This window comes from Lentzea miocenica (assembly GCF_033949945.1).
Classification (GTDB): Bacteria; Actinomycetota; Actinomycetes; order Mycobacteriales; family Pseudonocardiaceae; genus Lentzea; species Lentzea miocenica.
Genome location: NZ_JAXAVW010000018.1, coordinates 73919 through 92631 on the forward strand (window position 1 = coordinate 73919; position 18713 = coordinate 92631).

Consider the following 18713-nt stretch of genomic DNA (forward strand, 5'->3'; position numbering starts at 1 on the left):
TGCTCGCTAACGTCCTTGGACATGGCACACCACCGCGTCGAAGTGGCAGTTCAGGGACCCTGGTCGCTGGCGACCTCCAGGGCTTTCTGGGAGGGCTTCACGCCGTCCGCGTTGCCTCAGCGCGAGGGCGAGGCGCTGCAGTCGACGTTCCTGGTCGAGGGTGAGTGGCGCCGTGCTGATGTCTCCGTGACCCAGCACGGCGCCACCGCCGTTCTCGCGCTGTCCGGCGATGGCGATCTCGACCTGGCGGCGGCGCAGGTGTGCAGGTTCCTGTCGCTGGACGTCGACGGGCGGGCGTGGCCGGAAGTCGGCCGGCGAGATCCGGTGATCGCGAGCGCTCAGGCCGAATTGCCCGGTTTACGGCCGTGCGGGTTCTATTCGCCGTACGAGGCGGCGGCGTGGTCGGTGCTGTCGCAGCGGATCCGCGTGTCGCAGGCGGCCGTGTTGAAGGCTTCGCTGCTGCGGGACGGCGTGTTCCCGGCACCGGCGGTGCTGCTGGGCCTCGATCTGGACCTGCCCGGTCGCAAGCCCGAGTACCTGCGGGCGGTCGCGGAAGCGGCGTTGGACGGGCTGCTGGACGCGGTGACGTTGCGCGCCATGAAACCCGCTGCGGCGGTGCTGGCGGTGCAGCAGGTCAAGGGGCTGGGTCCGTTCGCGGCCGAGCTGGTGGTCCTGCGCGGGGCGAACGCGCCGGACGCCGTGCCGCACAACGAATCCCGGCTGACCGACGAGGTCCGCGAACGCTACGGCAGGCCGTTGGCGGAGGTGTCCGAGGCGTGGCGGCCGTTCCGGACCTGGGCGTCGGTGCACCTGCGAGTGCTGCGTGAGCGGCGGTTGAGAGGTGCGATGGCACCTTCGGGATGACCGCCGCGAGGCGATGTGACAGGCTGGCACGTTGTCAGCGCATTGGTGTCACATCCGCCCGTGTCACATCTTTGGAGGGCTCTCGTGATCGAGGTCGTCAACCCCGCCACCGAGGAAGTCGTCGGCACGCTCGCCGAAGGCACGCCGGCCGACGTCGACACGGCCGTGGCCGCCGCGGTGGCCGCTTTCCCGGCGTGGTCGCTGACCTCGGTGGAGGAACGGGCGAAGGTGGTCCGGACGATCATCGACGGCCTGCGTTCCCGCGCGGACGAGCTCGCGGCGACCATGACCAGGGAGATGGGCACTCCCATCACGTTCAGCCAGAAGGTGCAGGTCGCGAACCCCATCGCCATCGCGGAGGGCGTCGCGGACGTGCTGGAGCGCGGCTACTTCGAGCCGGAGGAGATCGGCCACTCGCTGATCTTCCGCGAGCCGATCGGGGTCGTCGCCGCCATCACGCCGTGGAACTTCCCGCTGCAGCAGATGGTCGCGAAGGTCGTGCCGGCGCTCGCCGCGGGCAACACCGTGGTGCTCAAGCCGAGCGAGCTCGCGCCGGGGACCGCCGACCTGCTCACCGAGATCATCACGGCCGCCGTGCCGGAGGGTGTTTTCGGGCTCGTGCACGGCAACGGGCCGGTCGTCGGCGAGGCGCTGGCCGCGCACCCGGACGTGGACATGGTGTCGTTCACCGGCTCCACCCGGGCCGGGCGGCGGGTGTCCGCGGTGGCGTCCGAGACGGTCAAGCGGGTCGCGCTCGAACTGGGCGGCAAGTCCGCGTGCATCGTGCTCGACGATGCCGATTTCGGTCGTGCGGTGAAGATCGCGGTCGCGAACTCGTTCATGAACAACGGCCAGGCGTGCAGCGCGTGGACCCGTCTGCTGGTGCCCGCGGACCGTCACGACGAGGCCGTCGAACTGGCCGCTGCCGCTGCTCGGAAGTACACGTCGGCGGATCCGAGCGACCCGTCGACCCGCATCGGCCCGGCGGTGTCCGCAGCGCAGCGCGACCGTGTGGTCGGCTACATCCGCAAGGGTGTCGAGGAAGGCGCGACGCTCGCCGCCGGTGGACCGGACGCGCCACTGCCGCAGGGCTTCTACGTCACGCCGACGGTGTTCGGCGGGGTGACGCCGGAGATGACGATCGCGCAGGAGGAGATCTTCGGGCCGGTCCTGGCGGTCATGCCGTACGCGGACGAGGACGACGCGGTGCGGATCGCGAACTCCACCACCTACGGCCTGGCGGGTGGCGTGTTCTCCGCGGACACCGACCGGGCGCTTCGGGTGGCCAAGCGCCTGCGCACCGGACAGGTCGACATCAACGCCGCCGCGTTCAACACGAGCGCGCCGTTCGGTGGCTACCGGCAGTCGGGCAACGGCCGCGAGTTCGGCAGGTTCGGCCTGGACGAGTTCTGCGAGGTCAAGTCGGTCCAGCGGTAATTGAGCTGCGGGAGACGCCATGGCGGCGTATCACTGCTGCCATGGCTGACTCGGCGCTGAGCATCCGGACCATCACCGAATCCGACATCCCCGAGTTCCAGCGGGTGATGGCGTGGGCGTTCCTCGACGACCCCCGAGGCGTCGACAGCAAGTGGCTCAAGGTCCTCGAGCACGACCGCGCACACGCTGTCCTCGACGGTGACGAGATCGTCGGCACCGCCGGGATCCTCAGCCGGGAGATCACCGTTCCCGGCAACGTCCAGGCACCGGCCGGCGCGGTCACCGTCGTGACGGTCAAGCCGGGCCATCGACGGCGGGGCGTGGCGTCGTTGTTGATGAAGACGCAGCTGCACGGCATGCACGAATCCGGCGAGCCGATCGCGATCCTCTGGGCGTCCGAGGGCTCGATCTACCGCCGGTTCGGCTACGGCGAGCTCGCCACCAGCCTCAACCGGATGACGATGCCGACGCGGATGGCGTTCCACCCCGGCGTCTCGGTGAGCGACACCCGGATCCGGCAGGTGACCCGTGAAGAAGCGATGCCGTTCATGCGCGAGGTCCACGACCGGGTACGTCGCACGCGCGTCGGCTGGCTGAGCAGGGTCGAGGCGACGTGGGACGTGCAGCTCGCGGACCGCGAGGTCGACCGCGACGGCCTGACCTCCTACCGCTACTGCCTGCATCCCGAGGGGTACGTGGTGTTCCGGGTCAAGGGCGACGGCGGTCCGCGCGGGCCGCAGGACGAGCTGCACGTGCGGGAGCTGGTGTGCGAAACCGAGCAGGCGTACGTGGACCTGTACCGGTTCCTGCTGGACATCGACCTGGCGACGGAGATCTCCTTCTACACCGCGGCCGACGACCCGATCCTGCACATGGTCGACAACCCGCGGAAGGTCGGCCGCGACTTCGGTGACGCGCTGTGGCTGCGGATCGTCGACGTCGACCGCGCGTTGCCGCTACGGCACTATTCGTCCGATGTGGACAGTGTGCTCGAAATCGAGGACTCCTTCTGCCCCTGGAACTCCGGGCGCTGGCGGTTCACGGTCAAGGGCGGCGAGGCAACGGTGGCGCGCACCGAGGACCCTGCGGACGTGTCGCTGGACGTCGCGTCGCTCGGCAGTGCATACCTCGGTGGGGTAAGGCTTTCTGTGCTCAAGCGAGCACACCGCGTGGTCGAACACACGCCCGGTCACGTGGACGCATTGACCATGGCGTTCCTCAGCGCGTACGAGCCGCACTGCCCTGAGGTCTTCTGACGGAACTCACGGCCGTTGTTGCTCGTTGACGGTTTACCTGGTGTGGGAGGTAAAACCGTGGGCACCATCGTGTGGGTGGTTGTACTCGTACTGCTGATTGCAGGGGTGTTCTACCTGGTCAGCCAGAGCAACGCGCGCAAGGCGCGGGAGCTCGACGACGCCAAGGCGGAGGCGCGCCGCTGGGTCGAGCGGCTGGGCGGGCAGGTGATGAGCCTCACCGGCAGCAACGCCGCGTCCACGCAGGCGATGGCCGACGCGTCCGAGCGCTTCACCGCCGCCGGATCGCAGATGGAACAGGCCCGCACGATCCCGCAGGCGCGGCTCGTCACCGAGACGGCGATGGAAGGTCTGCACTACGTGCGCGCGGCGCGTGAGGCGATGGGCATGGACCCCGGGCCCGCGTTGCCGGAGAGCGCCGGGCAGAAGCAGGCGGGTGCCGTCAGCGAGGAACGCCAGGTCAGCGTCGAGGGCCACCAGTACGCCGCGTCGCCGCAATCCGGTTCCGGCACGCCCTACTACTACCCCGGCGGCATGGTCGCCGGACGTCCGGTGCCGCGTGGCTGGTACTCCGAGCCGTGGTGGAAGCCCGCGCTCGTGGCCGGCGCATGGGGCATTGGCACGTTCCTGCTGATGGACGCCATGTTCTCCGGGATGCACGGCATCGGCGACTACGGCATGGCGGACATGGGCGCCGGCGACCTCGGTGGCGACATGGGTGCTGCTGACATGGGCGACGCCGGTGGCTTCGGCGACATGGGCGGGTTCGACTTTTAAGTGCTCACGAACTGAGCACTTTCCAGCAGGACCCGAAAACCCACTACGGAGAAAATTTCAGGGCTGGCAGGCGGGGCACCAGAACAGGTTGCGCGCCGCCAGTTCCGTGGTCAGGACCTCTGTGCCGCAGACCAGGCACGGCTCCCCGGCACGGCGGTAGACGTACACCTCACCGCCGTGCCGATCCACGCGTGGCGCACGACCCATGGCGCGCGGCATGTGTTCGGGGCGGACCGTGTTGATCTGGCCGACCTTCACGCCGTCCTTCATCAGCACGACCAGGTCGTCCCACAACACGTCCCACAGCTCGCGGCTGACCTTGTTGCCGACCAGCAACGGATTCACGTGGTGCCGGAACAGCACCTCGGCGCGGTAGACGTTGCCGACGCCCGCGAGGATCTTCTGGTCCATCAGCAGCACGGCCAGCGACTGCTTCGACCGGATGATCCGCTGGTAGGCGCGGTCGGGATCGGCGTCCTTGCGCAACGGGTCGGGCCCGAGCCGCTCGCGGATCGCCTTGACCTCGTCCTTGTTCAGCACCTCGCACGCGGTCGGGCCGCGCAGGTCCGTCCAGTGCGTCTCGCCGACCATCCGCATCCTGACCTGGCCGATGGGCAGCAGGGCGGGCAGCGGTGACTCGGTGAACGTCCCGTACAACCCGAGGTGGACGTGCACGATCGCGTCCGGGCCGTAGACGTGGAACAGGTGCTTTCCGTGCGCCTCGGCACGAACCAGCTTGCGTCCGTCCACAAGGGACGCCGAGAAGCGTCCCTGTGGACTGGTGACGGACACGGGCCTGCCCGCGTACCGGCGCTGGTGCAGCCGCGCGAGGCGGTGCAGCGTGTGGCCCTCGGGCATCAGGCCTTGTTCTCGTACGCGCTGACCTGGTCGATGCGGCGCTGGTGGCGGGGCTCGCCCGAGAAGGACGTCTTGAGGAACGCCGAGACGATCGCGGTCGCCTCCTCGGTGGAGTGCTGGCGGGCACCGATGCCGACGAGGTTGGCGTCGTTGTGCTCGCGGGCCAGCTGCGCGGTGTCGACGTTCCACGCCAGTGCGGCGCGGGCACCCTTCACCTTGTTGGCGGCGATCTGCTCGCCGTTGCCGGAGCCGCCGATCACGACGCCCAGGCTGCCGGGGTTTGCCACGACCTGCTCAGCTGCGTCGACGCAGAACGACACGTAGTCGTCCTGAGCGTCGTACTCGTGGGCACCGACGTCGACGACCTCGTAACCCTGCTCGGTGAGAGCCGTGGACAGGTGGGACTTCAGCTCGAAGCCCGCGTGGTCTGCTGCCAGATAAACGCGCACGTCACGGAGTCTGACACGCTGGTGGGCATGTTTGCTCAGGAGGGGTACCAGCTGCGGCTGGAGTGGGGGCCTGAGGGCGTGGAGGCGCTGCGGGGCTGTGACGTGCTGATTGTCGTCGACGTGCTGTCGTTCACGACGTCCGTCGACCTCGTGGTCGGCAACGGCGGCCAGGTCCGGCCGTCGCGCTGGAGGCCTTCCTCGGGCAAGACGCTGCGACCAGCATCACTCGTCGACGCGACCGGATTGGTGGAGCTGCCGTCGCCGAACGGGTCGAACCTGTGCTTCCTGGCTGCCGAGACCGGTGCGCACGTGCTCGCGGCGTGCCTGCGCAACGCCTCGGCGGTGGCCAAGCGGGCCGCGGAGCTGGGCGGGACGATCGGCGTGATCCCCGGCGGCGAGCGGTGGGGGCTCGACATCCTGCACTCCGGGCCACGCGAGTTCGGGCCGCTGCGGCCGTGCGTCGAGGACTACCTGGGTGCGGGCGCGGTGCTGGCCGCGCTGGAGGGGAAGGCCTCGCCGGAGGCCGAGCTCGCGGCCACGGCGTTCCGGAACACCGATGTCGCCACCGCCGTGCGGGACTGCGGATCGGGGCGTGAGCTGATCGAGAACGGTCACCCGGTCGACGTCGATCTCGCCGTTCAGGTCAACGTCAGCAGCGCAGTGCCCGTTCTGGTCGACGGGGTGCTGCGATGATCGAGATCGCTTCCGGCGTGTTCATCAAGCGCCACACCGAGCTCGATCTGACGCTCGGGCTCGTTGTCGGCTCCGGTGACTCGTTGCTCGTCGACTCCGGCATGGACCCGGCGTTGGCGGACGAAGTCCATCCGTCGCGAATCGTGTTGACGCACAACCACTTCGACCACGTGCTGGCGACTGAGGCGTTCCTGCCGTGCGAGGTGTGGGCGCACGAGGACTGCGTGGTCGACGAGAGCCTGCTCGAGTCCCGTGCCGGGTACTACCCGGAGCCGTTCCAGGGCACGCTCGTCGCGCCCACGCACACGTTCCGCGACACGGTCACGCTGGACGTCGGCGGCCGCCGGGTCGACCTGCACCACTTCGGGCCCGCGCACAGCTCGCACGACGTGATCGTGCACGTGCCGGACGTCGGCGTGGTGTTCGCCGGTGACCTGGTGGAACAGGGCGCTCCGGCCCAGGCCGGTTCGGACGCCACGCCGTCGAACTGGCGCGCCGTCCTCGACCGGCTGCTGGAGCTGGAGCCGCGGATCGTCGTGCCTGGCCACGGTGACCCGGTCGACGCGAACTTCGTCAGAGAGATGGCCATTCCCGATGTGACTAGCCCGGAGGCCAGCTGAGGCCGCGGCCGCCGAGGACGTGGCAGTGCACGTGGAAGACGGTCTGGCCGCCGTCCTTGCCGGTGTTGAACACGAGCCGGTAGCCGGACTCGTCGATGCCCTCCTGCTTCGCGACCTGGTGCGCGGTCGCGAGGATCTGGCCCGCGAGCACCGGGTCGGCGTCGCCGATCGCGCGGTGGTGTTCCTTGGGGATCACCAGGACGTGCGTGGGCGCCTTGGGGTCGATGTCGCGGAACGCGAGCGTCGTGTCGGTCTCCGTCACGACGGTCGCCGGGATCTCACCCGCGACGATGCGGCAGAACAGGCAATCGGTCACGCCTGCATGCTATTGGTTCCGTTGGGCTCTGTTGTTCATGCCTTGCGGCGTTGAATCATGGCCGGGTGAAGGGCGCCAAGCTGCTCGTGATCGTGCGGTGCCTCATCAGTTTCGCGATCGGCGTACTGCTCCTGATCCTCGCGATCCGCTTCGGTGAGGCCCTCTGGCGCGCCGTCCAGTAGTTCCTCAGTGGACGAAGCAGAACTCGTTTCCCTCCGGGTCGCGCATGACCTGGAAGCTGCCCTTCTCATCGGTGACGATCACACCCTCGCGCTGCGCTCCGAGGTTGACCGCCTTCACGACCGCGGCCTCGATGTCGTCGACCTCGAAGTCGAGGTGCAGCCTGTTCTTCGCGTCCTTGCGCTCGGGCACCGGCTGGAACGACATCCGCACGCCACCGGGTGGTTCGACGTGGGCCCAGCCGTGTTCGCGGTTCACCGGCTCGCCGCCCAGCAACTCGGCCCAGAACCGGACCAGCCGGCTCGGGTCGTTGCTGTCGACGACGATCTGTTCAAGACGCATCGGTCTCCACCAGGTTCTCTCGGGCCCAGGCACAGCACAGGTCGAGCAGTCCGAGCATCTTGACGCCCTGCCCGGTCAGTTCGTACTCGACGCGCGGCGGGTTCTCGTCGAACGCCTCGCGGGTCACCGTGCCGTCGCGCTCCATCGCCCGCAACGTCTCGGTGAGCACTTTGGGCGTCACGCCCGGCATTTCCGCGCGCAGTTCGGAGAACCTCCTACGGCCGTGCTGCAGCCCTCGCAACACGTGCGCGGTCCACTTGTCCCCGATGCGGTACGGAAGGTCCCGCAGCACATCGGCGCAGTCGCATCGCACCTGGTCACCCCCGATATCGTTGCGGAAACCGGACCCCGCCACCCTACCTTCGCGCTCATGGCGAAGATCGTTGTTTTCGGAGCGTCCGGCAAGGCGGGACGGGAGATCGCGGCCGTCGCGGAGTCCCGCGGCCACGAGGTGACCAGGATCGGCCGCGACCCCGGCGTGCGGGCCGCGGCAGAGGTGGCCGCGGGCCACGACGTGGCGGTGAGCGCGGTGGCGGACCTCTCCCGTGACGCGACCGGGTTCTACACCGAGGCCGCTCGCGCACTGGTGGCCTCCGGCGCCGGCCGGATCATCGTGGTCGGCATCTACACCCTGATGGAGACCTCACCGGGCGTGCGGGTGATCGACGACCCCGACTTCCCGGACGAGCACAAGCCGTTCTGCCTCGGGCACGCGGCAGGCGTAGATGTGCTGGCCGAGTCCGATGCGGACTGGCTGGTGATGAGCCCGGCAGGGATGTTCGGTGGCGCACCCACAGGCACCTACCGGCTGAGCGCGGTGAACCCGGCCGACGAACTGAGCTACGAGGACTTCGCACTGGCCGTGGTGGACGAAATCGACCGCCCCGCGCACCGCCGCACCCAGATCGGCATCGCCTCGGCGTGAGCCGGCTCACCCAACGGGGTCTCGTGTGCGCGCCGCCTCGGATTGCCCAGCGGTGATGGGGGTCCGGAGGCTCACCCCGGCTGGGGTCTGGGGGCTCGGCCCACAGAAGAAATGCGAGAGGCCGACGCGGTCTGCGTTTCTGCAGACACGCGTCGGCCTCGGTCGAGAGCGGGCGACGGGAATCGAACCCGCGTAGCTAGTTTGGAAGACTAGGGCTCTACCATTGAGCTACGCCCGCGTGCGGCCTTTGAGGGGCTGCGATCAATACCTTAGCGGGTGGCGGTAAGCTGGTTGCAACCGGGGCGTGGCGCAGCTTGGTAGCGCACCCGCTTTGGGAGCGGGGGGTCGCAGGTTCAAATCCTGTCGCCCCGACGGTTGACGAAAGCCCCGGCGACGGAATCTCGCCGGGGCTTTCGTCTTGTAACGCTCGCGCCGTCAGCGGCACTGAGCGGTATGAGCTACGACGACCTACGTGCGTTGTTCGTCAACTGCACGCTCAAGAAGAGTCCGGATCGCAGCAACACGCAGGGCCTGATCGACCTCAGCTCGCGGATCATGGAGAAGCAGGGCGTCCAGGTCGACCACATCCGGGCGATCGACCACGACATCGCCACTGGCGTCTGGCCGGACATGACCGAGCACGGCTGGGACAGCGACGAGTGGCCCGCGCTCTACCAGCGGGTGATGGCGGCGGACGTCCTGGTCATCGCCGGGCCGATCTGGCTGGGCGACAACAGTTCGGTGACCAAGCTCGTCATCGAGCGGCTGTACGCCTGTTCGAGCCTGCTCAACGAGGCCGGGCAGTACGCCTACTACGGGCGGGTGGGCGGCTGCCTGATCACCGGCAACGAGGACGGCGTGAAGCACTGCGCCATGAACGTCCTGTACAGCCTCCAGCACCTCGGCTACACGATCCCGCCGCAGGCGGACGCGGGCTGGATCGGCGAGGCGGGGCCTGGACCGTCCTATCTGGACGCGGGGTCCGGCGGGCCGGACAACGACTTCACCAACCGCAACACCACGTTCATGACGTGGAACCTGCTGCACCTGGCCCGGCTGCTCAAGGACGCCGGCGGCATTCCCGCGCACGGCAACCAGCGGTCCGAATGGGACGCCGGGTGCCGCTTCGACTTCGAGAACCCCGAATACCGCTGAACCGAGCCCGAAAGGCTGACGATGACGACCGCCGAGACTGTCCCCGCCTGCGCCTACCCCGGCTGCACGAACCCAGCGGAGCCCGGTGCGCAGGCACCGCCCTTCTGCGAGCACCCCGACCACCACGCGCTCGGGGCCTTCCGGAAGTTCCGCGAGAAGCGTCGGCAGCGCAAGGAGGAGAAGCGCGGGGCCGCCGAGAAGGCCATGCCGCCGCAGTCCGCCGCGCAACCGACGGCCGTCGAGCAAGTACCGCAGGCACTGCCGTCAAGGTCCCGTGACGACCTCGTCGCCGTGCTGAAAGGGCTCTCCACCGAGTTGCCCGCCTACATCGAGGAGCTGGCACTCATCACCGACTCCGCGGCGGCGGAAGCCCGCATCGAGACGGCCACCCGTGCCGCGGCCCAGCGGACTCTCGCCGCCGAGGAACGTGCCGCGCTGGCCGAGGCGGCTGCCGAGATGGCCGTCGCCGAGCTCGACTCCGCCAGGGAGGAGTTCGCCATGCGGACGGCGGACGCCGAGTTCGTCCGTGCCGAGCTGGACCGGTACCGCGAGCGGGTGTTCGACGAGCTGGACCGGCTGAAGCCGGTCGGACAGGACTGAACACACCTGAACGCAGAGCCCGCCGGCTTGGTGCCGGCGGGTTCTCACATCGTCAGGTAGCGGCTGGACCACGCGGCCAGCACCTCGGCCACGTAGATGGCGTCCGACCGGTCGGTGAGCAGGTGATCCGCGCCGTCGAGAGAGATGAACGACTTGGGGTGGCGGGCCGCCTCGTAGATCGTCCTGGCGTTCTCCACGCCGACCAGCTCGTCCTGCGGCGAGTGCATGACGAGCAGCGCCCGGCCCAGCCCGGCGATGCACGCCGCCTGGTTCTGCTGGTTGATGTCGGCCAGGAAGTCCTTGCTGATCTGGAACGGACGACCGGCGAGCACGACCTCGGCCACGCCGTGCGTCTCGATCTCGCCGATCGACGAACCGAGCAGGTGCCGCACGTGGGCGGTGTCGGCGGGTGCGCCGATGGTGACGACCGCGCGCACCTCCGGGACGCGGTGTGCGGCCGCGAGTACGGCGGCGCCGCCCAGCGAGTGTCCGATGAGGACGCTCGGAGCGCCGATCGTGTCGCGCAGATGCGTTGCCGCGCACACCAGGTCGTCGACGTTGGACGTGAACGTGGTGTTGGCGAAGTCGCCGTCGGACTGACCGAGACCGGTGAAGTCGAAGCGCAGGACGGCGACGCCGCGGGCCGCGAGCTCGCGGGAGATCCGTGATGCGGCGACCGAGTCCTTGCCGCAGGTGAAGCAGTGGGCGAACATCGCGGTGGCCACCACGGGCCCGGCCGGCATCTCCAGCCGACCGGCCAGTTGTTCGCCAGAGGAGCCGGCGAAGAGCGCTTTCCTGTAGTCCATGCCGGTCAGTGTGATCCAGGCCGCTGTGCGTTACGTGTAACGGTCAGCTCCCCGTCCCTCTCTGATGGTGCATGACTCTCACCAAGCGTCCTGTCTTCTGGATCGTCGCCGCTGTTGTCGTCGTCGCGCTGGGCGCGGGGCTCTACGCCTTCCAGCCGTGGCGGGCGTTCACCACCAGCCGGGTGGACGAGGCGGCTCCCGCCGCCACCGGCCGGCAGGTGCCCGGTCCGGCCAAGCCGTACGCGACGGGTTCCTTCATCTCGCACGAGCACGAGACCAGCGGCACCGTCCAGGTCCAGAAGCTCGCCGACGGAACCGCGACGCTGCGCCTGGAGAACCTGCGCACGTCCGACGGTCCCGCCCTGCACGTGTGGCTGACCGACCAGCCGGTCCCGGCGACCGGATTCGGCACCAACCTGGACGACGGCGAGCACGTCGACCTCGGCGACCTCAAGGGCAACGAGGGCAACCAGAACTACACGATCCCGGCGGGGACGGACCTCGACAAGTACACCGCTGTCACCATCTGGTGCGAACGTTTCAGCGTCTCGTTCGGCGCCGCTGAGCTCAAGCGCGCCTGACAGATCCGAAAAGTGGGCGGGCGGGCAGAGCGGGTGGGCACAGTGCCCACCCGCTCTCTCTTCTTTCATGCCACCAGTACCGGGATCAGCAACGCCACACAGGTGATCAGGCTCCACAACGCGGGTGCCGCGCTCAACGTCTGCTCCTGTCGTGCCGCCGAACGAGCCGCGACCGCCTCACTGCGGGTCAGGTGCCATGGGCTGACCCGTTGCTCCAGCCGTTGGTAGACCAGGCCGAGCACGGCGCCATAGGCGAGATGCCCGACCAGCGAGGGGAACGACAGGGCCAGCGCGGCGGAAGTCCACTGTGGTGAGCTGCCGAGCAGCAGCGGAAGCAACGTCAGGTTGCCCAGCACCCACCACAGGAACCCGTACGACACGCCCCAGCCGATCCCGGACGCCGCGTCGAAGCTGCGCCGCCGGAAGAAGACCGCGTAGGTGACGCCGACGACCTGCGAGATCAGCAGGTGCAGCACGAGACCTGTCACCGCGGACCGCGCACCGACCAGTGAGGCCACGACAGGCAGGAACCCCACGGCGACCATCACCCCGGTGAAGATCACGCCGCCGGCCAGTCCGGCGAGGACGCCGTGCCACAGGGAGATCACCTTTCCGCCGGCGAGCCGCCGCGACCGCACCTGCCGCACGTCGTCGGAGAGCACCGCCCGCGACAGGCTGCTCAACCAGGAGAAGGAGAGCGCGACACCCGCGCCGCACAGCAGAAACGGCGGCAACCAGGCGATCGCGGTGCGCACCGCCGGAGGTGTCCACTCCAGCCCACGACCGTCCAGCAGGGGCGAGATCGTCACCGCCACGAGCACCCATCCCACGAACCCGAAGGCGGCACCTCGGATCAGCGCGGGACCGGTGCCTTCACGGCGAGACGGCCGGTTCTCGTGCAACAGCATCAGCACACCGGCGGTGACCGCGCCGTACACCAGGTGCCCGAACAGACTGGGCAGCAACGCCTGCGCCGCCGCGACGTCCCACGTGACCGGCCGGCCCAGCAGGAGCGGCAAGAGCGTCAACGGGCCCATGAACCACCACAGCACGCCGTACGTGAGCCCCCAGAACAACAACTCCCGCTGCCGCGCCACGAGAATCCCGAAGATCACCCCGATGATCCCCGCGAACACCATGTGGATTGCGAACCCCACGACCGGTGAGTCGGTGCGCACGATCGCGGCGACAGTCGGCAGGAACCCGACCAATGCCATCACGACACCGAACACCAGTCCGCCGACCAAGCCGGCCAGTGCTCCGAACACAGCGCTACGCAGCACGACGGTCCTTCCCCGCCGAGAGTGCGATGTCCCTGGGGAACACCAGGTCGAGGGTCCAGTCCGCGAGCACCCGCAGGCGTTTCTCGGTGCCGGGCAGCTTGCTCAGGTAGACCGAGCGCCAGAGGATCCACGCGACGAAGCCCGAGACCCGCCACCGGCCGATCTCGCCCGCCGCCGTCCGGTGCCCGAGCGAGACCAGCACGCCGAGTCCACCGAAGCGGAACGGCACGGGACGCCGTCCACCCAGCACCGCTGCGATGTTGTTCGCCACCGCCTTGCCTTCCCGGATCGCGTGCTGCGCCGTCGGGGGGTAGGTCCCGCCCGCCGGGTCGGGGATCCGGGCGCAGTCGCCCAACGCCCACACCCCAGGCAGCTCCGGCACCCGCATGGTCGGCTCCACGACCAGCGGACCCTGTTTCACGTGCTGCGCCAACGGGTTCGGCCGGTTGCCCGCGGTCCACGCCAACGTGCGCGTCGCGATCTTCTCGCCGGAGTCCAGGAGGACGTCGTCGGCGGAGGCCTTGGCCACCCGAGCACCCAGCCGGAACTCGATCCCGCGGTCGCCGAGCTTGCGTTGCGCGTACTCCCCGAGCGTGGCCTTCAGCTCAGGCAGCAGCCGTTCGCCCGCGTGCACGAGGACGAACCGCGGCCGCAGGTCGTGCAGCCGCGGGTACAGGTGCAGCACGTCGTGCACGAGGTCGAAGAGTTCGGCGACGAGCTCGGTTCCGGCGAACCCGCCGCCCGCCACCACGAACGTCAGCAGCCGGGCCTGCTCGGCGGGGCCGGGTTCGAGGTCGGCCTGTTCCAGTGAGCTCAGCACGTGGTCGCGCAGCCTGGTGGCGTCCACGACAGACTTCATCGCGAACGCGTGCGAGCCGACACCCGGCAGGTCGAAGAAGTGCGGCACCGCGCCGACCGCCAGCACCAGGTGGTCGTACGGGACGCGCAGCATCCCGTCCCTGCCCGCGGAGACGTACGCGTTGCGAGTCCGCGTGTCGATCGACTCGACCCGCCCGTGCAGGAACGACGCGTGGTCGAGTCCCGCCCGCACCGGCGCGCTCACGTGCCTGGCCTCGACGGTGCTCGACGCGACACCGACCAGCAACGGCGTGAACAGCAGGAAGTTCGAGTCGCTGATCAGCGTCACGTGCGCGTCGAGCCCGCGTGCGACGAGCCGGTCCAGCTCCCGCACGGCCCCGTACCCGCCGAACCCGCCACCGACGATCACCACGTGCGGCTTGGCTCGCGCGGGCCGCGCCGCGACGGGGAACCAGACCGCCAGCGCGTGACAGACGAGCCCGGCGATCGCGCCGGACAACGTCGCGCCGACCAGCGCGGGAAAGTGCGCCACGGCCACGGTGACGGTCCACGACGGGGTGATGCCGTTCAGGAGGGGAACCAGTGTGAGCGGCCACGCCACCCAGTCGAGCAAACCGACCAGCAGACCGACGGAGAACGCCGAACCGGGGCTCTGCCTGCGGTTGCTCACGACCAGGCTCACCACGGCCCCCAGCACGACGGTGTGCACGGCCCACAGGACCCACGGCGGTTTCATCACCAACGCCACGACCGCGCCGCCGGGCAGTCCGGCGAGCACGCCGGACGAAAGCCTTCTGAGCAAAGTCATGCACAGTCAGACTGGCCGGCGCGCCGAGCGTTACATCAGCGGCGTCGCATCAGGTCTGCCGCCAGCCCCGGAACGCGTCGAGCAGCTGCTGTTTCGCGGCGGGGGAGATGTCGTCCTGGGTCAGCTCGCCCGCCGCGGTGATCGTCTGCCGGAACTGGTCGAGGTAGTTCTCGCACCCCGAGCATTCCGCGAGGTGCTCGATGAACCGCCGCTCGTCGCCTTCCGGCAGCGCGCCGTCGAGGAACTCCGTCACCAGCTCCACGAAGTCAACGCAGTCCACGGTCATCCCCTCCTGACGGCGTCACGGCACCGGACACGTAGTCGTCGAGCTTCTGCCGCATCACCGCCCTGGCCCGATGCAGAAGCACGCGCTGGTTTCCCGGCGAGATCTCCAGCAGCGAACATACCTCTTCCGAGCTGTGCCCTGCGACGTCTCTCAGCGTGATCACGGTGCGCAGGCGGGGCGGTAGCTCGTTCAGCGCTTTGGCGAGAACGGTGCGGACCTCGCCCAGCAGTGCCTGCTCCTCCGGCAGCTCCCAGGGCTGGGGCTTCTGGCCGGTGACCCAGTGTCCGGCGAACTGCTCGCCGGGGCCGCGGAACCGCGAGGGGTCGACCGTCGGTCCGTCCTCCTCCGGGAGCAGGCAGGTGAACGGAACGGTCCGGTGTTCCTTGGTGCCGCGTGCCTTCGCCGTGTTGACCAGGATCCGGTAAACCCACGTCTTCAACGAGGAACGGCCTTCGAAGCCGCCGATGCCCCTGATGACCGCGAGCCAGGTCTCCTGGACCACTTCCTCGGCGGAGGCCTTGGTGGACACGAACGACATCGCGAGCCGCAGCATGCCTTTCGACCAGGTGTCCAGCACCAGCGTGAACGTCTGTTCGTGACCGTCTCGCAGCCGGTCGACCAGCACGTCGTCCGGCGGCAGTTCGCAGGTGGCCTCCACGGCGGCCAGCTTAGGTGAGCGGACGGTTTCGGGCTCTCCCCCGCGGGTGGCGGTAATGGCTCCATAACCACGTTCGCGTTCGCCTAGGGTTCGTCGCGTGCGCTACCAGTACCTCGACGCCCGGTTGCGGCAGGTGTTCGACGACGCGAAGCTCGATCGCGGGCAGCGGGCGTTGCTGCAGGGCGTGTTGCGCGCGCTCGACCCCGACGCACACCTCGGCGAACACGTGGCGGGCCTCAACAGCGCGTTTCTGGCTGTCACGCGTGCGCAGACGGCCCTCGAGAGTCATGCCGCTGAGGACCAGCCGCGGTGGAACCTGTTGCGCCGCATCATCGCCACCTCGCTCGCGTGCATGGACGCGGCCAAACCCGCGTACGCGCATGGTGGTGCCGACGAACTGGCTGAGGCGCGCCGGACCCTGCTGGACGTCGACGCGGCGATCGCGGCCGACGGGCAGAAGCTCGATCCCCAGGTCACGGCCGCGGCTGCCGCGAAGCTCGACCCGCGGGCACTGGAAGCGGCCGTGAAGCAGTGGATCACTCCACTGTGGAACGGGGTGGAACTTCCGTTGCGCGCCAGGATGATCGCGGAGGTCGCGGTCGTGGTGGCGGTGCACGGCCGGGATGGCAGGCAACTGCGTGCGGATCTGCTGAGGTGGCTCAAGAAGCCCGGCGACGACCTCGAAGAGGTGCTCTGGCCGGAACCGCGCCGGCACGTCGTGGCGCTGGTGGTGAGGGGTGCGCGGGTGTTGCGGCACCTCGACCAGTTGTTGCCGTTGGCCAGGCAGGAGCCGTTGCACCGCAACAGGTTACCGAAGGACGACTTCCTGAAGGACGCGGTGGACGGCTCGTCGGTGCTGGTGCGGTTGCCGGTCAACGCGGCGGACGCGCACACGGCGGCGTTGCTCGGGCGGCGGATTCTCAGCGAGGTGCTCGACCAGTACGCGGCGGGGGAGCGGCTCACCGAGCTGGACATCGCGCCGCTGTGGCAGGTCAGCGGTCCGACCGGGCGGGTCACGCGGGGGACCGAGCATCAGCGCACGGTCGGGAACGCCTATCCGCTCACGCCGTACTGGCCCGCCGAGCTGCGCAGTGCGATGCGGGTGGCGAACCTGGCCCGGCAGGTCGACGCGCCGATGGCCAGCGCCGGGCTCGCGTGGAGTGCGCTGGAGGCGACGGGGCTGGATCCGAGCAAGATCGCGTGGCTGGCCAAGGCGTGTGCGCTGCAGATGCTGCGCCAGCACCTGGTCAGCCTGCACGTCGTGGTCACCAACCACGACAAGCAGCTGCGTGGGCCGCTCGACGCGCAGGTGCCGACCACCGGTGTGAAGCACCACCTCAAGTCGGTGGACGCCTGGCTGGAGGTGTTGATCGAGCACAACCGCCCGAACGAACAGCTCCGAGCCGCCCAGGACGCCGTCACCGCGCTGGCCGAGAACGAAGGCGGACTGGTCCAGGACCTGGTGGAGGTCTGGCAGGCGCGGCTCGCGGACTCCAAGGTGCTCGCCGGTTGGCTGCGGGAGCAGGAGGACACGACGGCCGCGGTGCTGGAGTGGCTCTACGTGACCAGGAACCTGGCGTTTCACGCCGGGCGGTTCGCGACGCCCGCCGACACCCTCACGGCACATGCCGGGCAGGCCGTCGCCGACCTGACGCTGGAGTTCCTCGGCAACTGGCGAACCGTGGAAAGACAGTCGGGGAGACAGCCCCAGAACCAGCTCCAGAACCAGCAGAGCCGGCAGGAGACCTCCGCCGTGGAGATCTACCGCCGGCTCGCGCAACGAAAAGACCAGCTGGAGGCCCGGCTCAAGCGAGCGGGATCTGTTCGCAGGCTCAGCGTCGAGGACATCTCCGGCCCCGACGAGAAGTGGTGGTCACGCGGCAGGAGTTAGCCGCAAGCGTTGAGGACCAGCGGTCAGGGCTTGGCCTTGGTCAGCCAGTCCTCGACGCGGTCCGGGTTCGCTTCGACCCACCGCTTCGCCGCCTCGTCCGCCGACATCTTGTACTTCGCGATGAACGACGCGACGGTGTCCTGCTCGTCGTTGCTCCACTGGAAGTTCTGGATCAGTCGGGCGGCGGGGCCGCCCTTGTCCATGAACTTCTTGGAAGCGATCTTGTCGAGCTCGTAACGCGGGTAGTCGCAGGCGACCTTGGCCGCGTCCGTGTCGCAGCCCGCCGTGTACTCGGGCAGGTCGATCTTGACCAGCTCGATGTCGAGGTGCAGCCACTGGGGCTCGAAGAAGTAGCCGATCAGTGGCGTCTTCTTCTCCTCGGCCTGGCGGAACGCCTTGATCGACGCCAGCTCGCTGCCCGCGTAGACGACCTTGTAGTTGAGGCCCAGGTTCTTGACCAGTGCCTCGTCGTTGGTGACGAACGAGGGGTCGCCGTCGAGCACCTGGCCCTTGCCCTCGGACTGGGCGGTCTTGAACAGATCCGCGTACTTGTTGAGGTTCTGCCAGTTCGTGATGTCCGGGTAGGTCTTCTTCATCCACGGCGGCACGTACCAGCCGATCACGCCCTTGTTGCCGGTCGGGCCCACCCGCACGGCGGTGCGCTTCTCGTCGATGTACTTCTGCTTCAGGTCCTCGTGACCCCAGTTCTCCAGGATCACGTCGATCTCGCCCGAGTCGAGGCCCTGCCAGGCGGTCTGCTCGTCCACTTCCTTCTTCGTGACCTTGCAGCCGAGCCGCTTCTCGGCGAGGTGCGCGATCACAGCCGCGTTGGCCTCGTAGCCGACCCACGGGTTCACCGCGATGGTGATGGAGTCGCAGGGCTCTGTCGGTGCTGCCGAGCTGGAGCGTGGTGACGACGACGTCGATCCGCTGCCACAACCGGCAATTGTCAACACGAGCGTCAATGCCAGAGCGATTCTGGGGGCTTGCACGAACAGCTCCTCGTCGAGGGGAACGAGCGATGCAGGAGACCGCTCAGTTCAGCTTTTCCCCATCGATCAGACCGCGTCAAGTCATGGGATGATTGGTTGTCCACAAAGGACCTGTTTTGT

General features: G+C 68.8%; 22 protein-coding genes and 2 tRNA genes. 12 read left to right on the top strand and 12 right to left on the bottom strand.

Annotation, left to right across the window (positions count from 1 at the left end):
- The first annotated feature begins 21 nt into the window (after positions 1-21).
- The 4 genes from SK803_RS22550 to SK803_RS22565 all read left to right on the top strand — a co-directional run bounded on the left by SK803_RS22550 (position 22) and on the right by SK803_RS22565 (position 4331).
- Positions 22-864 (top strand): DNA-3-methyladenine glycosylase family protein, encoded by an 843-nt coding sequence (locus tag SK803_RS22550; RefSeq protein WP_319968037.1) that lies wholly within the window; start codon positions 22-24, stop codon positions 862-864.
- 84 nt (positions 865-948) lie between these two features.
- Positions 949-2301: an aldehyde dehydrogenase family protein gene (locus SK803_RS22555; RefSeq protein WP_319968038.1), complete on the top strand. Its 1353-nt coding sequence runs from the start codon at positions 949-951 to the stop codon at positions 2299-2301.
- Positions 2302-2342: 41 nt separating this feature from the next.
- Positions 2343-3557, top strand: coding sequence for a GNAT family N-acetyltransferase (locus SK803_RS22560; protein WP_319968039.1), 1215 nt, complete (start codon positions 2343-2345; stop codon positions 3555-3557).
- A 57-nt stretch (positions 3558-3614) separates the two neighbouring features.
- Positions 3615-4331 carry a hypothetical protein gene (locus SK803_RS22565; protein ID WP_319968040.1) on the top strand — a complete coding sequence of 239 codons (717 nt, stop codon included), beginning with the start codon at positions 3615-3617 and terminating at the stop codon, positions 4329-4331.
- Between the two features lie 57 nt (positions 4332-4388).
- Here the strand turns inward: SK803_RS22565 and SK803_RS22570 are convergent, their stop codons facing one another.
- Both SK803_RS22570 and SK803_RS22575 read right to left on the bottom strand, forming a co-directional pair.
- Positions 4389-5189 carry an Fpg/Nei family DNA glycosylase gene (locus SK803_RS22570; protein WP_319968041.1) on the bottom strand — a complete coding sequence of 267 codons (801 nt, stop codon included), beginning with the start codon at positions 5187-5189 and terminating at the stop codon, positions 4389-4391.
- A complete protein-coding gene (locus tag SK803_RS22575; RefSeq protein WP_319968042.1) occupies positions 5189-5638 on the bottom strand; it encodes a ribose-5-phosphate isomerase in 450 nt (149 codons plus the stop codon). Before SK803_RS22575 ends, SK803_RS22570 begins: the two co-directional genes overlap by 1 nt.
- Positions 5639-5665: 27 nt before the next feature.
- Here SK803_RS22575 and SK803_RS22580 point away from each other — a divergent pair, with 27 nt between their 5' ends.
- Positions 5666-6331: a 2-phosphosulfolactate phosphatase gene (locus tag SK803_RS22580; RefSeq protein ID WP_319968043.1), complete on the top strand. Its 666-nt coding sequence runs from the start codon at positions 5666-5668 to the stop codon at positions 6329-6331.
- Positions 6328-6951 carry an MBL fold metallo-hydrolase gene (locus SK803_RS22585; RefSeq protein WP_319968044.1) on the top strand — a complete coding sequence of 208 codons (624 nt, stop codon included), beginning with the start codon at positions 6328-6330 and terminating at the stop codon, positions 6949-6951. The genes SK803_RS22580 and SK803_RS22585 overlap by 4 nt, the downstream gene beginning before the upstream one ends.
- Here SK803_RS22585 and SK803_RS22590 read toward each other — a convergent pair.
- The 3 genes from SK803_RS22590 to SK803_RS22600 form a co-directional block, all read right to left on the bottom strand.
- Complete coding sequence (locus SK803_RS22590) at positions 6932-7267, bottom strand: histidine triad nucleotide-binding protein (RefSeq protein ID WP_319968045.1); 336 nt, start codon at positions 7265-7267, stop codon at positions 6932-6934. The genes SK803_RS22585 and SK803_RS22590 overlap by 20 nt on opposite strands.
- A gap of 186 nt (positions 7268-7453) precedes the next feature.
- The gene (locus SK803_RS22595) at positions 7454-7789 is read right to left on the bottom strand and encodes a VOC family protein (protein ID WP_319968046.1); all 336 of its coding nucleotides are present in this window, start codon (positions 7787-7789) and stop codon (positions 7454-7456) included.
- Entirely contained in the window at positions 7779-8102 is a 324-nt protein-coding gene (locus tag SK803_RS22600; protein WP_319968047.1) for a winged helix-turn-helix transcriptional regulator, read from the bottom strand. The genes SK803_RS22595 and SK803_RS22600 overlap by 11 nt, the downstream gene beginning before the upstream one ends.
- 57 nt (positions 8103-8159) lie before the next feature.
- Between SK803_RS22600 and SK803_RS22605 the strand changes: the two genes are divergently transcribed.
- On the top strand, positions 8160-8714 hold the full coding sequence (locus SK803_RS22605) for an NAD(P)-dependent oxidoreductase (RefSeq protein WP_319968048.1): 555 nt from the start codon (positions 8160-8162) through the stop codon (positions 8712-8714).
- Positions 8715-8881: 167 nt separating this feature from the next.
- Here the strand turns inward: SK803_RS22605 and SK803_RS22610 are convergent.
- Positions 8882-8952 (bottom strand) — tRNA-Gly (locus tag SK803_RS22610).
- Positions 8953-9012: 60 nt separating this feature from the next.
- On the opposite strand from SK803_RS22610, the gene SK803_RS22615 reads away from it, so the two are divergent.
- The 3 genes from SK803_RS22615 (at position 9013) to SK803_RS22625 (ending at position 10469) form a co-directional block, all read left to right on the top strand.
- A tRNA-Pro gene (locus SK803_RS22615) sits at positions 9013-9086 on the top strand.
- An 81-nt stretch (positions 9087-9167) separates the two neighbouring features.
- Positions 9168-9869 (top strand): flavodoxin family protein, encoded by a 702-nt coding sequence (locus SK803_RS22620; RefSeq protein ID WP_319968049.1) that lies wholly within the window; start codon positions 9168-9170, stop codon positions 9867-9869.
- Between the two features lie 21 nt (positions 9870-9890).
- Positions 9891-10469 (top strand): hypothetical protein, encoded by a 579-nt coding sequence (locus SK803_RS22625; RefSeq protein ID WP_319968050.1) that lies wholly within the window; start codon positions 9891-9893, stop codon positions 10467-10469.
- A gap of 44 nt (positions 10470-10513) precedes the next feature.
- Here SK803_RS22625 and SK803_RS22630 read toward each other — a convergent pair whose 3' ends face one another.
- Positions 10514-11275: an alpha/beta hydrolase family protein gene (locus SK803_RS22630; protein WP_319968051.1), complete on the bottom strand. Its 762-nt coding sequence runs from the start codon at positions 11273-11275 to the stop codon at positions 10514-10516.
- A gap of 71 nt (positions 11276-11346) precedes the next feature.
- On the opposite strand from SK803_RS22630, the gene SK803_RS22635 reads away from it, so the two are divergent.
- Positions 11347-11856, top strand: a complete 510-nt coding sequence (locus SK803_RS22635; protein ID WP_319968052.1) for a DM13 domain-containing protein — start codon at positions 11347-11349, stop codon at positions 11854-11856.
- A gap of 65 nt (positions 11857-11921) precedes the next feature.
- Here the strand turns inward: SK803_RS22635 and SK803_RS22640 are convergent, their stop codons facing one another.
- From SK803_RS22640 to SK803_RS22655, 4 genes are read right to left on the bottom strand one after another with little or no spacing between them, the layout of a single operon-like run.
- Complete coding sequence (locus tag SK803_RS22640) at positions 11922-13139, bottom strand: hypothetical protein (RefSeq protein ID WP_319968053.1); 1218 nt, start codon at positions 13137-13139, stop codon at positions 11922-11924.
- A complete protein-coding gene (locus SK803_RS22645) occupies positions 13129-14766 on the bottom strand; it encodes an NAD(P)/FAD-dependent oxidoreductase (RefSeq protein ID WP_319968054.1) in 1638 nt (545 codons plus the stop codon). Before SK803_RS22645 ends, SK803_RS22640 begins: the two co-directional genes overlap by 11 nt.
- 49 nt (positions 14767-14815) lie before the next feature.
- Positions 14816-15046, bottom strand: a complete 231-nt coding sequence (locus SK803_RS22650) for an anti-sigma factor family protein (RefSeq protein WP_319968055.1) — start codon at positions 15044-15046, stop codon at positions 14816-14818.
- Positions 15033-15710, bottom strand: coding sequence for an RNA polymerase sigma factor (locus tag SK803_RS22655; RefSeq protein ID WP_319968056.1), 678 nt, complete (start codon positions 15708-15710; stop codon positions 15033-15035). Before SK803_RS22655 ends, SK803_RS22650 begins: the two co-directional genes overlap by 14 nt.
- A 97-nt stretch (positions 15711-15807) precedes the next feature.
- Between SK803_RS22655 and SK803_RS22660 the strand changes: the two genes are divergently transcribed.
- A complete protein-coding gene (locus SK803_RS22660; RefSeq protein ID WP_319968057.1) occupies positions 15808-17601 on the top strand; it encodes a hypothetical protein in 1794 nt (597 codons plus the stop codon).
- 23 nt (positions 17602-17624) lie between these two features.
- Here SK803_RS22660 and SK803_RS22665 read toward each other — a convergent pair whose 3' ends face one another.
- The gene (locus tag SK803_RS22665; RefSeq protein WP_319968058.1) at positions 17625-18593 is read right to left on the bottom strand and encodes an ABC transporter substrate-binding protein; all 969 of its coding nucleotides are present in this window, start codon (positions 18591-18593) and stop codon (positions 17625-17627) included.
- Positions 18594-18713 lie beyond the last annotated feature (120 nt).